General features: G+C 34.2%; 14 protein-coding genes. All 14 read left to right on the forward strand.

Going from position 1 to position 14,345, the window contains the following annotated elements; genetic code table 11:
• Positions 1–75 precede the first annotated feature (75 nt).
• The 14 genes from DWZ63_RS09210 to DWZ63_RS09275 all read left to right on the forward strand — a co-directional run bounded on the left by DWZ63_RS09210 (position 76) and on the right by DWZ63_RS09275 (position 14,209).
• The gene (locus DWZ63_RS09210) at positions 76–1,215 is read left to right on the forward strand and encodes a serine/threonine-protein kinase (RefSeq protein WP_118499615.1); all 1,140 of its coding nucleotides are present in this window, start codon (positions 76–78) and stop codon (positions 1,213–1,215) included.
• 1 nt (position 1,216) lies between these two features.
• A complete protein-coding gene (locus DWZ63_RS09215) occupies positions 1,217–2,560 on the forward strand; it encodes a serine/threonine-protein kinase (protein ID WP_118499617.1) in 1,344 nt (447 codons plus the stop codon).
• 9 nt (positions 2,561–2,569) lie between these two features.
• Positions 2,570–4,159 (forward strand): FHA domain-containing protein, encoded by a 1,590-nt coding sequence (locus DWZ63_RS09220; RefSeq protein ID WP_118499619.1) that lies wholly within the window; start codon positions 2,570–2,572, stop codon positions 4,157–4,159.
• A gap of 110 nt (positions 4,160–4,269) precedes the next feature.
• Entirely contained in the window at positions 4,270–4,956 is a 687-nt protein-coding gene (locus DWZ63_RS09225; protein ID WP_022013545.1) for a LytTR family DNA-binding domain-containing protein, read from the forward strand.
• Between the two features lie 11 nt (positions 4,957–4,967).
• Positions 4,968–5,336, forward strand: a complete 369-nt coding sequence (locus DWZ63_RS09230) for an FHA domain-containing protein (RefSeq protein WP_022013546.1) — start codon at positions 4,968–4,970, stop codon at positions 5,334–5,336.
• A gap of 77 nt (positions 5,337–5,413) precedes the next feature.
• Positions 5,414–6,724 carry a hypothetical protein gene (locus tag DWZ63_RS09235; protein ID WP_118499621.1) on the forward strand — a complete coding sequence of 437 codons (1,311 nt, stop codon included), beginning with the start codon at positions 5,414–5,416 and terminating at the stop codon, positions 6,722–6,724.
• A 112-nt stretch (positions 6,725–6,836) separates the two neighbouring features.
• On the forward strand, positions 6,837–7,928 hold the full coding sequence (locus DWZ63_RS09240; protein ID WP_118499622.1) for a zinc ribbon domain-containing protein: 1,092 nt from the start codon (positions 6,837–6,839) through the stop codon (positions 7,926–7,928).
• 88 nt (positions 7,929–8,016) lie between these two features.
• Positions 8,017–8,994 (forward strand): hypothetical protein, encoded by a 978-nt coding sequence (locus DWZ63_RS09245; RefSeq protein WP_118499624.1) that lies wholly within the window; start codon positions 8,017–8,019, stop codon positions 8,992–8,994.
• 52 nt (positions 8,995–9,046) lie between these two features.
• On the forward strand, positions 9,047–9,820 hold the full coding sequence (locus DWZ63_RS09250; protein ID WP_118499626.1) for a hypothetical protein: 774 nt from the start codon (positions 9,047–9,049) through the stop codon (positions 9,818–9,820).
• A 68-nt stretch (positions 9,821–9,888) separates the two neighbouring features.
• Complete coding sequence (locus DWZ63_RS09255; RefSeq protein WP_118499628.1) at positions 9,889–10,332, forward strand: lysozyme inhibitor LprI family protein; 444 nt, start codon at positions 9,889–9,891, stop codon at positions 10,330–10,332.
• A gap of 38 nt (positions 10,333–10,370) precedes the next feature.
• A complete protein-coding gene (locus DWZ63_RS09260) occupies positions 10,371–11,045 on the forward strand; it encodes a hypothetical protein (protein WP_118499630.1) in 675 nt (224 codons plus the stop codon).
• Positions 11,046–11,064: 19 nt separating this feature from the next.
• Positions 11,065–11,478 carry a hypothetical protein gene (locus tag DWZ63_RS09265; RefSeq protein WP_147353215.1) on the forward strand — a complete coding sequence of 138 codons (414 nt, stop codon included), beginning with the start codon at positions 11,065–11,067 and terminating at the stop codon, positions 11,476–11,478.
• A gap of 307 nt (positions 11,479–11,785) precedes the next feature.
• On the forward strand, positions 11,786–13,516 hold the full coding sequence (locus DWZ63_RS09270; RefSeq protein ID WP_118499634.1) for an AAA family ATPase: 1,731 nt from the start codon (positions 11,786–11,788) through the stop codon (positions 13,514–13,516).
• A 255-nt stretch (positions 13,517–13,771) separates the two neighbouring features.
• Positions 13,772–14,209, forward strand: coding sequence for a hypothetical protein (locus DWZ63_RS09275; protein ID WP_118499635.1), 438 nt, complete (start codon positions 13,772–13,774; stop codon positions 14,207–14,209).
• The last annotated feature ends 136 nt before the right edge of the window (positions 14,210–14,345 follow it).

Here is a 14,345-nt window from a genome sequence, read left to right on the forward strand (position 1 = left end):
ATTAAGCGGTGGATAAGGCTGATTGCGAATGTACGCTTTATTAAATATCTTTAAATATAGAAGGAGGTGGTAAAAATGGACAAAACACTTGTTGACCCCAACAGGCTTTGTATGGGATGTATGGAGTTATTGGAAAACACCGGTGTGCCATGTCCAAAATGCGGATTTTCATTAAAAGATTATCAACAGCCGGAAAATGGTATGCCACCGTACGAGATACTCAACGGCAAATATCTTGTCGGAAAAGTTATAGGAATAGGTGGTTTTGGCATTACCTATATAGGATGGGATTTTTACCAGAGCAAAAAGGTATGTATAAAAGAATATTTTCCAAAAGGTGTGGCAAAGAGAGAGCAGACGACAACCTATTCCACGGAATACAGTACATACAGTATGGATGTGTTTACGGTCAATACAAAAAAAGCTGCTTATCTTGGCGGTCTTAAGGGATATATAAAAGAAGCAGAAACACTCTCGAAATTTTACGGTATGCCGGGAATAGTTTCCGTAAGGGATTTCTTTTACGGAAACAAGACGGCATATATAGTAATGGAATATATAGACGGGATAAATTTCAGGCAGTTTGCAAAAAGTTCAGGTGGAGTTTTACAGAGTTATATATTGTTTGAACTTTTAAAAGATGTGATTAAGGCATTGAACACCGTGCATAAGGAGGGCGTGATACATAGGGATATAAGTCCTGACAATATTATGCTCAATGACAAATTTAAGGCAAAACTGATAGACTTCGGAGCTGCAAAACACAGTGGAGTAGGTCAGGAGACGTCCATTTTTCTGAAACACGGTTATGCACCTATAGAGCAGTATGACAGAAACGGAAATCAGGGACCGTGGACAGATGTGTATAGTCTTTGTGCCACAATGTATTATCTGCTGACGGGGATAAAATTGCAAAAGGCTTATGAGCGTGTCGCAGAAGATAAGACAATACCTCTTAATATGTTCAATATAGAAATAGAAGATTATCAGGCAAATGCTATATTAAAAGGTCTTAATGTGCAGATAGAGGACAGATACCAGTCAATGGCAGAGTTGTATTATGAACTTTATCATGAGTATCTGCCGGGAGAAAAGCCGCAAAAACCGACTGCCGAGGCAGTGAGGCAAAAGACAATGCCTGAGATAATGCCAATACCTGATATTACAAGAGAAGAAGCAGCAATGCAATATTTAAAACAGCACAGTGAGGATTGATATGGAAAAGACAAAGATTTGTATGGGATGCTTTGAGGAACTGCCCGACGATGCCACGGTATGCAGTATATGTGGATTTGACAACAAAACCATAAAGAGGGAAGTTCAAAAATGGTGTCAGGGTGCGGTCATAGAAAAGAGATGGCTTTTGGGATGCCGTTTCAGTCAAAGCGATACATATACGATATGGAGAGCATGGGACAGTGTGCTGGAGATAAAATGCTTTTTGCTCGTGCTTAATGATGACAGCGACATGGCTCTTTCGGATATAGCAGTCTTATCGAAAGAAAATGACATTGATTTTAAGATATTGTCGGCAGGGATTGTGCTTGACAGGAAAGTTTTATGTATTTCGGCAGACAGAACTGATATTAAGGAAGATGAGCTTTGCATAAAAGAAAATGTCTGGGGCGAAAAAGACATAATATCCCATATTGACAATGGAAATACAGATAAAAATGATATATTGCCTGCGGATACTCTTTTAAATGACAGGTATCAGATATTAGGTATCGTAGGGATTGGCGGATTTGGAATTACTTATCTTGCAAAGGATATAAATCTTTTGAGAAATGTAGCCGTTAAGGAATATTTTCCTAAACAGTGGGTTCAGAGAGAACAAAATTATGTATCAATAAGACATTCGGGCATGGTTGAGCCGTTTAAATACGGACTTAAATCCTTTGTCAGTGAGATAAAAATGACAGCTAAATTTATACACACTGAAAATATCGTGACGGTAACCGATGCCTTTTTTGAAAATGATACTGCATACATGGTAATGGAGTACATACAGGGTGAGAGCATAGGCAGAGAGCTTAGAAAGAGAAAAAATAAATTGTATGATACGCAGGAGATAAAAGAGATATTTGTTCCGGTATTAAAAGCACTTTCTAATATGCACGAAAGGAAAATGATACATTGCGACATATCACCTGCAAACATAATAAGGAAGAAAAACGGTGAGATTGTTCTTATAGATATGGGGGCGGCAAAGTATATATATGATAAGAAAATGACATTTACGGCGTCATTCTTAAAGCCGGATTATGCCGCTCCTGAACAATATCAGACGGCAAAATCGGGCAAGGCAGGCAACGAGGGGACATGGACGGACATATATGCCGTCGGTGCGACAATGTATCATTGTCTTACATTAGAGAAAGCACCGGATGTGATAAAAAGACTTGAAAGCGGAACAGATAAGATAAAAGTAGAACACAGATTTAAGCTCCGTGACAGAAAAAAGTGGATAAAACTGGCGTGTGACTGCATGGAACTTGATAGGACAAAGAGGATACAGGAGTCATATACGGTGTTAGAAAGAATTGATGAATTGAGTTAGGAGGTACACATGGAGAAAAAAGGTTTTAAATGGCAGATGTGTGTCGGTGCTGTTTTTATGATAATCATAATAATATCACTGTTTTTGCCGTCAATGAGCATTTCGGGAGAAAAATATCTGAAAACGGCAGTACAGATAAATAAGTATGCAAAAGACGAGGACTCAAAAACAGCAAAAAAGGCACAGGTTGATAAAAAAGTCATAGACAAATACAAAGAAAATACAAGTAAATGGGATGATAAGGTAAAAGAATTTGATGATAAGATTGATAAGAAAGACAAAGGAAGTTCTATCTCACAGATAATGTTAGTCAAATGGCTCTTTACTGCTGATGATGAGATTGACGATATAGAGGGAATAACAAAAAAAGCCGGTGAAAAAAAATCAGGCAGTAAGAGTGCCCAAAATACAGGTATTCTCTCGGCACAGAAAGCATCGGCAAAGGTGAAAAAATCTTCAAAGAAGTCAACAAAGAAATCAACCAAAAAGACAACAACGAAAAAGAAAAGTTCAAAAAGTAAAAATAAGGCAAAAAAATCGACGGCTAAAAAAAGCAATTCCACTAAAAAATCGGCAAAAAAGCTTAGTGACAGTGATGTAAAGAATGTATTTAAGATTATGGCAATATTATTGTTAATTCCTGTACTTTTGGCAGTAGCATCGCTTATAGTCATTGCTGTCACAGGAAAGACAAACCAGATAATGATGATAGCCACGGGAGTAGTGACAATTGTTGTAAGGCTTATCTATTCATTTATGATACCGGGAATGATATGGGACAAGATAGACGATTATGTAAAAAGTATCACGCTTGTCGATGCAAGATTGTTTGATATAGACGGTGTAGGCAAATATGCCGTGTCAAAAATAATGAGCAACTGCACGGGAGCAGGTGTATATGTAACACTTTTGGCAGGAGTGTTTCTCATTGTAGCAGGAATACTCTTTATGACGGCATTAAAACCTGAAATGGAAAAGGAGGAGTCAGAGGAAGAATGGGATTTTCCGATACCACCGATACCGCCACAGCCGATAAATCCACAATATCCATATGACCCGCCGATGCCGCCACAGCATGATGATGGAAAAAATCAAATTTTTACACCGCCGACACCAAATCCGGATGGTTATGTTGGTGAAGATGGAAAGCATTATATGACGGGAATGCCACCAGAGGATTTTGTATCAGAAAATTATGCAGGAGATATGACAGTAGCAGGTGAAGATATAGGCACTGGTGCAGAGCCAGAGCCGGGAGGATATAAACCTACACCGGGCATGATTCCAAAATCTGGATGTTTATATGGAATGGAGGGAGAATACAGTTCTTCTGAACTTGTGATGAATGACGGAGATGAAGTGATACTCGGCAGAGATCCGAAGTGTGCGACACTTGTATTTAGTTATCCGAAGATAAGCAGAAGACATTGTGGAATAAGATATAACGGTACAGAGCAAAGATATTATGTTATAGATTATTCATCAAATGGAATTGAATTTTCGGATGGAACAAAAGCAATAAAAGGTCAGTATGTAAGTGTTGCACCGGGAACAATATTGTATATGGCAGGAAGACATGAAGCAATAAAACTGGGATAAAGTTATCAGCCGCAAAAGCAAAGCATTATTGTTCACATTTACAGTGTGGATGGTAACGCAAAAAAACTGGTGCGGAGGATGAACAGTCAGGGTGAAGTATGAGGTAGGATATGTTACGGATAGGAATATGTGATGATGACAGAGAGTATAGAGAAAAGATACATGATTTAGTGATACATTCAATATTTTCTTATGACGATGCACAGGTAGTACATTATATGTCGGGAAAACAGGTGGTTGATGATATAGAAAAAGAAGAATTTGACATTGACCTGCTGCTTTTAGACATAAATATGCCGGAATATGACGGATTGAATACTGCAAAATATATACGGGAAAACAATGTTGATGTGGATATTATATTTATAACTGTATCTGCGGAGCATATATTTGACGGATATACTTATAAGGCATTTTCATACATATTAAAGCCTGTAGACAAAAAGCGTCTAGATGATGAAATAGGCAGGTACATGACAGAACGGTCGAAATGCACAAACTGCCTGCATATATCAGTAAATGGAAAAAAAGAGCAGATACTTCTTGATAAAGTCTATTATTTTGAAGGCGAAAAAAGAAAAATAAAAATATACCAGAAAGGCGAGAGTATAAGCTTTTATGCCAAAATGAACGAGCTTGAAGAAATGCTTAAACAGTATGGATTTGTAAGGTGTCATCAGAGTTATCTGGTAAACAAAAAATATATAACGGGAAGTTCGAGAACAGAGATAAAAGTAGGTGAAAGTGTATTACCGATAAGCAGACGCTATCAGGAAGAAATCAAAAAAATATTATAGGGGGGATTGAATTGAAAAATGACATATTGACAATGCAGGTGACAAGAAGCCTTGCTTTATCTGAGGATAAACAGGGAGGTTTGATATGTATAAGAGGAACGCATATCGGAAAGCTGATACCTCTGCCAAGTGACCAAAAGGTGATATTTGGCAGGGATGCGACACAATGCACATATGCGATAACAGATGCACAGGTGAGTAGAAAGCATTGCGAGATAACATATGTAGGAGCATTAAATAAGTATCGCGTAGTGGATTATTCAAAAAATGGAACATTTCTAGGAAACGGAGCAAGGCTTGAAAGAGAAAAGGAATATTATCTTTCATCAGCAGAGGAGCTGTATATGGGAAATGAGGACAACCTGTATAAGCTTAGATAAACATAAGAAAAAGAGTGAATGTAATCATTGCTGACAGCATGGCAGCGATGAACGGCAAACGGAAAGGAGAGATAAAAATGGCATTTTGCAGATATTGCGGAAAGCAATTAAAAAACGGTGAGAAATGTAACTGCGAGCAGAGCAAAAAGCGTGAGATTGAGTTCGCAAAAGAACAGGAACAGTTAAGAAAACAGTATTATATGCAGAAACAAAAAGAACAGAATCGGAAAATAAATAATCAGGGAGGAGTACCGGGACAGCAGCCGATAAACGGAAATCATCTTGGGGGAGTATCTGGACAGCAGCCGATAAGAGGAAACTATCCGGGAGGAGTATCGGGACAGCAGCCGATAAACGGAAATTATCCGGGAGAAGTACCGGGACAGCAGCCGATAAGAGGAAACTATCCGGGAGGAGCACCGGGACAACAGCCGATAAGAGGAAACTATCCGGGAGGAGCACCGGGACAGCAGCCGATAAACGGAGATTATCCGGGAGGGTATCCGGGACAGCAGCAGATAAACGGAAATTATCCGGGAGGAGCACCTGGACAGCAGCCGATAAACGGAGATTATCCGGGAGGGTATCCGGGACAACAGCCGATAAACGGAGGTTATTCCGGTTGGAATAAGGTGCCGCAGCCAAATGGAAATCAGGGTAATATCTCCCAGATGGCATCGGGAATTGGAAAAAGAATATTGTCTACAGCAGTAGATATATTCAGGTCACCGTTAAATGCCGTAAAAAATCTTGGAAATTCAAACTCAATAGCTGAGTCGCTTATAATATCAGGCATATCAATGTTTGTCTTATTGATTGAACTGCTTATAGCGTGTGCGATAATAGGAGCAAATTTAGAGGATCAGATATTTGGAAGTGTATTTCAAGATATGCTCAATAGTGTAATGAAATATGCCATACTGATACTGATTGGGATGTTTTTGTGGGGGCTGCTTGTTGCAGGAGTAATGTTTGTCGTGAGCAAATATCTGTTCCATGAAAATATAACTTTCATACAGACCTATGCGGTAATAGCCGTAAAGACATTGGCTGGAGTAATACTTTTCACAGCATATATAATATTTTTTATAGCAATGATGTATGTCGCAAAGATATTTAATTCAGATATTGGAGCAATAATAATGCTGATAGTAATGTTGCTTGTGATACCTATAGTTATGTTTACAAACTTTATCTTTTTATACGGATATTTTGAAGTACTTGAAAGAGAGCCATCTGTAAAACTGTATGAGATACTGGTAATGCACATTGTATTGTTTATAGTAAGTCTGATAGTTGGAAAGATTTTAGGTTATTTTATCCAGCAGGCAATATCAGATTCAATAAGCGGTATAGGTGGGTGGCTTTTAAGTGGATTATTTTCATAAGATATAGGTGATTGTGAAAATAATTATATGTTGTGTTATATCTGCACAATTTAATCAAGTTTTATGATAGTTTCAAAATGCCTATTCATAAGATAAAAGGAGGTAATAAAACATGAGATGTTTAAAATGTGGATATGAAAATGAAAAAAGTGCAAGATTTTGTGTTAATTGTGGCAGCAGATTAGGAATTGAGTCGGCAAAAAAAATACAGGTAGGAAATTATAATAACATTATGAATAATCAAAACCGACAGCAGGGACAGCCGCCGTATCAGCAGCAACAGTTCCCACAGCAGGGACAATCGGGAAATCTAAACGGAAATATGCAAATGAATAACGGACAGAAACAGCCATACCAGCAGCCGCCGTATCAAAATCCGAACGGAAATATGCAAATAAACAATGGACAGTATCCGAAGCAGGGACGGCAGATAAACCCAAACGGAAATATGCAAATGAGCAACGGACAGAAACAGCCGTACCAGCAGCAACCGTATCAGCAACAGCAGATAAATCCAAACGGAAATATGCAAATGAGCAACGGACAGAAACAGCTGTACCAGCAGCAACCGTATCAGCAACAGCAGATAAATCCAAACGGAAATATGCAAATAAACAATGGACAGTATCCGCAGCAGGGACAGCAGATAAACCCAAATGGGAATATGTATATAAACAACGGACAATATCCGCAGCGGGGGCAGCAGATAAATCCAAATGTAAATATGTATATGAATAACGGACAGCAGGAGCTGCCGATGAAATGGCATAATTTCTTGGTCTATGCAGGATTTTTGCTTTCAATACTTATTAATTTAGGAAATGCTGCAAGAACTATCATAGAAATGTTTGATGAAGGTGGAGAGCAATATATATTTTATGGATTTTATCCTAGTGCAAAAATTATAGATATAGTATTTGTGATTTTAAATGTTATTTTGAGTGTATTTCTTGTTTATATATGGAGAGAAATGCTTCAAAAAAAGAAAAACGCTTGGAAAAAATACTTGGTTTCTATAATTGTAGTTGCAGCATTAAATTGCTTAGCCAAGATTTTGGCAATGATTATAGTGGGCACAGATTTTGGTGGTGATATTATAACGCAATATACGATAGACATTGGTATGTGTGTAATATTTTGTTCTGCAATGGTCTCAGCAAATAATGTTTATTACAAAAAGAGAGACCATTTGTTTGTAAATTAGCAGTGTAATACAAGAGAGACTAAAATTAATGTGGGTGGGAGTGTTTGTTAAATCACATTAGAAAATATGTACTAAATGGAGGAGAAGTATGGCGAGATACAAGAGAGATTTTTTAGTTCCATATCTTAGAGATGTATATTATATCGAGTGTGTTGGAAACAGATTGAATAATGAAATAAGCGAAGTGGAAAACGATATTAAGAGAAACAATTATGAGCTAAATCATATAACACCGCCACAAAAACCACAGATGGAAAATAAAGCCTCTTATTCGGAGGATGGAGGTATAATGGTTGTTGTCGTTGCAATTATAGCACTTGTTATAAATATATATATCTATAATTGTATAAATAAAGAAGTAACTGGAATTTTTGAAACGATTATAACTGGAATAATGACATTATTTGGAAAATATACTTTACTTGTTATTTTCTTTATTATTAATGCAATTTTATTTTGGATTGCTTTTTCTATATTATATGATGTTTATAAATATAATAAAAATATAAAAGAAGAATATAAACAGAATATGAACAAATACGGGCAGGAATTGTCAGATTTTAAGAAGAATTATAATTGGATAGTAAGGCAGTATCAGGAAAGAGGAGCGGCACTGGAACAGCAAAGACAATACTTGGTTAAGAGAAGAAAAGAAGCAGCAGAGTTAAGTAAAGATTTATATGATATAAATATAATACCGAGCCGTTTTAGGAACATATATCCGATAGCATATTTATATGATTATTTTTCAACTTCAAGAGAGGATGATTTGGATAAAATAATACAGACGATGTTGCTTGAAAAAATAATTGAACAATTAAAGAGTGTTATTGGAAAAATGAATGAGGCACTTGAAAACCAGCGAGAACAGATAGCATTGTTGTCTGAAAGTAATGAGATAGCAGAGAGAAGCAGAATGGATAATATAAATCATTTACTTGCAATAGAAAGAAATCAGGAAAAGCGTGAGGACTATGAAAGAATGACAGTTGCTAACAGCCTTGTAACAAATTTTATATTAGCGGATATGCAAAGGCAGGTATCAGATATTCAGTACAGATTGTAATGGAAATTTTAATAGGACGCTAAATGGATAAAAACGAAAGGGATTCATATATATGAATAAAAAAATTACAAAGATTATAATAATGTTGTTTATGGTAATGGCATTTTTAGGAGTGAGCAAAAATGCTGATGCAAAAGATAAATATGTAACTGAACGAGGTGTAAATAGAAATACAACTATTAAAGGGATTTCTGTTGTGGCAAAACAATATGAAGAAGCAGGAACATATAAATATAAAATCATAATGAAGAAAAACGGAGTGAAAAAGACCATTGCAAAAAATACGACTACTGATTTTACAACAAACGGAAAAATTATTTATTATTCTGCAGTTGTTAAAAAAATATCGTCGTATGAAACTAAAAATTGTATTTATAAATATGATATTAAAACAGGTAAATATACGAAAATCATATCGGGAAAATCTTATATTGTATGTGGATGTAGTGGAAGGTATTTATATTGTGGAATAGACATGGAAGCTGATGGTATAAAATTATATGCTTACGATTTAAAAAAGAAACGAAAAAAATATATGACATCAGTAGTTGCGAATGTATTGGTTGATGGAAATCATGTAGTTACAAGCACAAATGCAGGAGATGCAGGTAATTATCCGATTAATGTTTTTAAGTTAAATGGAACCGGAAAAAAGAAAGTATGTGATGGCGGTTTACTTAGTTTTGAGAATAACAAAATATATTACTATGTAGTCCGTGAAAGTGATTGGAAAAATAAAATATATAGCTGCAAATATAACGGCAAACAAAAGAAAGCAATGACGGGATGGGTAAAAAAGATACCTGAAAAATATTGGCGGTATTAAATTTTTAGAAAAAAGTATTATAAATGTGAAACCTAAGAAAAGAAAGATTAGACAGAGAGGAGAAAAACATGAATATGAAATCACATAAGGTACTATCCATTATATTAGCAAGTGCAGTTATGTTTACAGGAATTAATTTTTCAGCAGTAAAAACATATGCAGGAACGAAATTAAGTTATACGAAAAGTTATAATAAGCTGGAAAAGAAATGCAAAAAGAAATTTACATATTCTAGTTCGCAATATGAAATGAATAAGGACTCTGGCGAGGAGTATAAATTGTGGAATAAGGAATTAAACAAAGATTATAACAAGATAAAAAAAGCAATGCCGAATAATAAGGTAAAAAAATTAGTTGCATCAGAATTGAAATGGATAAAGAAAAGAGATAAAACGGCAAAAAAAGCTGCAGCAGACTGGAAAGGTGGGAGTGGTTATACAATGATATATAATTTATCACTCACGAAACAGACAAAAAGCAGAATTAAATGGCTTATAAAGAATTATGCGTAAGGTATTGATAATGAAAGATAAAAGGAGGAATTTTGACAATGAAGAAAAGTAAAAAAATATTATCACTTATATTGATTGCAGCACTTATGATAACGGGAATTAATATAAAAACTGTAAAGACATATGCAAAAGATACAAATAAAAAAGCCATAACTGCCTATAGAAAGCTGTTAAGTAAAGAAAAACATAAGTGGAGAGAGGATTATTCCAGTGCCCCTGATGTCAACAAAACAAAAAATTATAAATTTGCGTGCATTGATTTAAACGGGGATGGAATAAAAGAACTGGTTGTAGAAAATCCAGAAGCCTGCTGGGCTGACGGGAGTGTAAAAATATTTAGATATGTAAAAGGTAAGGTAAAAAAAGTCTTATTATGTCATGGATTTGAATGGTATAAAAAATCAAAAATTATATTAGTCGACGATGCACATACAGGTGTATATTGGGGGACATATTATAAAATTAAAAATAACGGAAAAACAGTTAAAAAGGTGGGGTATTCAGGAACGGACGATAAGTCATATAAAAAACAGGCAAAACATAAAGAAAAAATTTACGGAATGACTATATATTATACATCCTATAAGATAAATGGAAAGGAAACAAGTTATAAAAAATATAAGGCGGCACTAAAGAAGATGCTTAAGGCTAAAAAGTACACAAAAATAAAATTATATAAAAATACGGAAGATAACCGTGGTTTGTATTTGTAAAGAGGGAGGAGAAGAAAAATTGAAAAATCTAAAGAATATACTAAATTATATTGTGTTAATTACAGTGTTGTTTACTGGAGTTATGGGAAAAACTCAATGTGCCGAAGCTAAGATATATGACGGTGATAAGCTTAAAATAGTGACTTTAACCGGAAAAGTGGTAAAACATCATGCTATAGCAGGTAATGGAAAAAAGATATTGAATTATGACTTGATTTTAAATAAAAAAATAAAGTGTAAATGTTCAATTTGGGAAAAGAAGTCAAGTGAAAAAAGAATAATGATTCAATGCGCATATTTAAAGGCAAATATGTCAAAGTATGTAGGAAAAAAAGTTACAGTAAAAGGAGAATTTATGGGAGCGGCATCCGGATATTACTGCGAAAGATATGCTATAATGGCTTCAAGTATAAAGAAATATAAGAAGAAATAATATTTAATTTATAAAGTTATTAAAGAGAGATAATATTATTTCGTATCAAAAGATGGAAATGTTTTCTGTGAGGGCATTTTTCTTGGAGATGATATTGTCTTATATTGATTATATAGAAATATAATGAAAAGAGTTTGTATTTATAAGTATTAGATTATGACAGAGTATCAAAATTTTAAAATCTAATATAAAAGTACAGGCTCTTTTTCTTTACTTTCTATTATCAAAATGCTAATATAATTAGCAAAGTGATGATGTGTGAATAATAACAAATGCGTGAAAAATTTTATTTTTTGGGGGTGTCTGTATGGCGAAAGTAGTAGGTATCGGAAAACAGAGATTTGATAAGATAATTGAAAATGATTGTTTTTATATAGATAAGACGATGTTTATAAAAGAATGGTGGGAAAATCAGGATGATGTTACGCTAATAACAAGACCACGCCGTTTTGGAAAAACATTAAACATGGATATGCTAAAATGTTTCTTTTCAGTTGAATATAAGGACAGGGGAGAGTTGTTTGAGGGACTGGATATTTGGAAAGAAAAAAAGTATCGTGAAATTCAGGGAACATATCCGGTTATATTTATGAGTTTTGCGGGGATAAAGTCTAATACTTTTAGAGATGCTAAGAATGATATGGTTGCTATTATAAACGAAACCTATAAGAGTCATGCGTATCTTTTGGAGAGTGATATTTTGTCTGAAGCAGAAAAAAATTTCTTTAAGAAATTAGATGAGTATTCAAAAGATATAAATGCAAATAAAAATATCTCAAGTGAGACCATATATAGAGCTATTAACAATCTTTCATGTTTTTTAAACAGATACTATAAAAAGAATGTAATAATCCTTTTGGATGAATACGATACACCAATGCAGGAAGCATATGTAAATGGATATTGGGATGAGATTGTTGCATTTACAAGAAGTTTTTTTAACTATACATTTAAGACAAACCCATATCTTGAAAGGGCGATAATGACAGGTATTACGAGAGTGTCCAAGGAAAGTATATTTTCGGATTTGAATAATCTGTTGGTAGTGACTACAACATCTGAACAGTATGAAACAGATTTTGGTTTTACTGAAGAAGAAGTGTTTTTAGCACTTGATAAATATGAATTGTCAGAAAAAAAGCAAAGCGTAAAAGAGTGGTATGATGGATTTACTTTTGGAAACAAAAATGATATATATAATCCGTGGTCGATACTTAATTTTATTAAAGCAAGAAAGTTTGGTTCATATTGGGCAGACTCCAGTTCAAATGGACTTGTAAATAAGTTAGTAAAGACAGGGTCACCAAATCTTAAAAAGACAATGGAGATACTTATTGAGGGTGGAGTTATAGAGAAAAGGATAGACGAACAGATAGTTTATAATCAGCTTGAAAAGAGAGAAAATGCTGTATGGAGTCTGTTGCTTGCAAGTGGTTATCTTAGGGTTGTCAAGATTAGATATGAAGGAGATTTTAGAAAAAGATATTATACATTAAAATTAACAAATAAAGAAGTTGAGCAAATGTTCGAGATAATGATAGAAGAATGGTTTGACAATGGATCTAATATGACAGGTGATTTTATTGAAGCAATGCTTGCGGGTGACCTTTATGCCATGAACAGTTATATGAATGATATAGCACTTGATACATTTAGCAGTTTTGATGTTGCAGGAAAAGAAGAATCAAGAATACGCCCGGAGAACTTTTACCATGGATTTGTACTTGGACTTATGGTCGATAAAAGAGAAGACTATATAATAAAGTCAAATAAAGAGAGTGGTTTTGGACGATACGATGTAATGATGATACCGAGAGATACAGAAAATAGCAATTTACCGGGATTGATACTTGAATTTAAAGTTATCAATCATTCGATGGAAAAATCACTAGAAGAAACGGTAAAATCTGCATTGCAACAGATAGAAGAAAAGAAATATGATACAGAGCTGTTAAAAGCGGGAGTGAAAAAAGAAAATATCAGACATTATGGATTTGCATTTGAAGGAAAAAAAGTTTTAATAGGAACAGACGAATAAAATTTTGCAATGATAGATAAAAAATATAATTGCTAAAAATTACATTTTTATTGACAAAAGTTACAATTAAATATTTTTTAAAAAAGACTTTGTTATACTAAATTTAAAACAAGGATGTAGTAAACAGAGTCTTTATTTATTATTTTATGTAAGTATATTAGGCAAAACAGTAATAGTGTTATGATTAAGTAGCAGAGCGGATTGAGAATATCTGTTTAACTTAATGATTTTACAGAAGTTAAGGAGGAAATTTCAATGACTAAAAAAGAATATGAAAAGAAGATATTTAATCCACAGCACAAGAAAGATTATGGACCTGCATGGTTAAAGTTTCCGGCGGATTTTGGTGGATTTATTAGCATTATGATTGTATTTGATGCATATGTACAAGAAAAATCAGTATTAAGGGTATGGAGACAGGAAATGTATGGAAAACCTATATGGACATTATTATATTTATTTTTAATAGGGTGTTTTTTGGTAAGGGTATATTATGACATAAGGAGATATTTAGATTTAGATTCAGAATACAAAGCGAATATGATGTCGATGAATTCGTCAGAACGAAAAATATCAAATGTAACTGCTGCAAAAAATTCGGTAAAACCAAAATTTTGTTCTTCATGTGGTAGAGTACTTGGTGACAAATCATGGAGAGACGGCTACTGTGAATCATGCGGAACGAAATTATAAATATGTTGATATTATTTCGTATCAAAAGATGGAACTGTTTTCTGTGAGGGCATTTTTCGTGGAGATGATATTGTCTTATATTGATTATATAGAAATATAATGAAAAGAGTTTGTATTTATAAGTATTAGCTTTTAA

This window comes from Clostridium sp. AF34-13 (genome assembly GCF_003477845.1).
GTDB classification, from domain to species: domain Bacteria; phylum Bacillota; class Clostridia; order Lachnospirales; family Lachnospiraceae; genus Butyribacter; species Butyribacter intestini.

Bases quoted from the DNA above. Each gene is read 5' to 3' on its own strand.
- DWZ63_RS09210 (WP_118499615.1), top strand. From the start codon at position 76: ATGGACAAAACACTTGTTGACCCCAACAGGCTTTGTATGGGATGTATG.
- DWZ63_RS09215 (WP_118499617.1), top strand. From the start codon at position 1,217: ATGGAAAAGACAAAGATTTGTATGGGATGCTTTGAGGAACTGCCCGAC.
- DWZ63_RS09220 (WP_118499619.1), top strand. From the start codon at position 2,570: ATGGAGAAAAAAGGTTTTAAATGGCAGATGTGTGTCGGTGCTGTTTTT.
- DWZ63_RS09225 (WP_022013545.1), top strand. From the start codon at position 4,270: ATGTTACGGATAGGAATATGTGATGATGACAGAGAGTATAGAGAAAAG.
- DWZ63_RS09235 (WP_118499621.1), top strand. From the start codon at position 5,414: ATGGCATTTTGCAGATATTGCGGAAAGCAATTAAAAAACGGTGAGAAA.
- DWZ63_RS09240 (WP_118499622.1), top strand. From the start codon at position 6,837: ATGAGATGTTTAAAATGTGGATATGAAAATGAAAAAAGTGCAAGATTT.
- DWZ63_RS09245 (WP_118499624.1), top strand. From the start codon at position 8,017: ATGGCGAGATACAAGAGAGATTTTTTAGTTCCATATCTTAGAGATGTA.
- DWZ63_RS09250 (WP_118499626.1), top strand. From the start codon at position 9,047: ATGAATAAAAAAATTACAAAGATTATAATAATGTTGTTTATGGTAATG.
- DWZ63_RS09255 (WP_118499628.1), top strand. From the start codon at position 9,889: ATGAATATGAAATCACATAAGGTACTATCCATTATATTAGCAAGTGCA.
- DWZ63_RS09260 (WP_118499630.1), top strand. From the start codon at position 10,371: ATGAAGAAAAGTAAAAAAATATTATCACTTATATTGATTGCAGCACTT.
- DWZ63_RS09270 (WP_118499634.1), top strand. From the start codon at position 11,786: ATGGCGAAAGTAGTAGGTATCGGAAAACAGAGATTTGATAAGATAATT.
- DWZ63_RS09275 (WP_118499635.1), top strand. From the start codon at position 13,772: ATGACTAAAAAAGAATATGAAAAGAAGATATTTAATCCACAGCACAAG.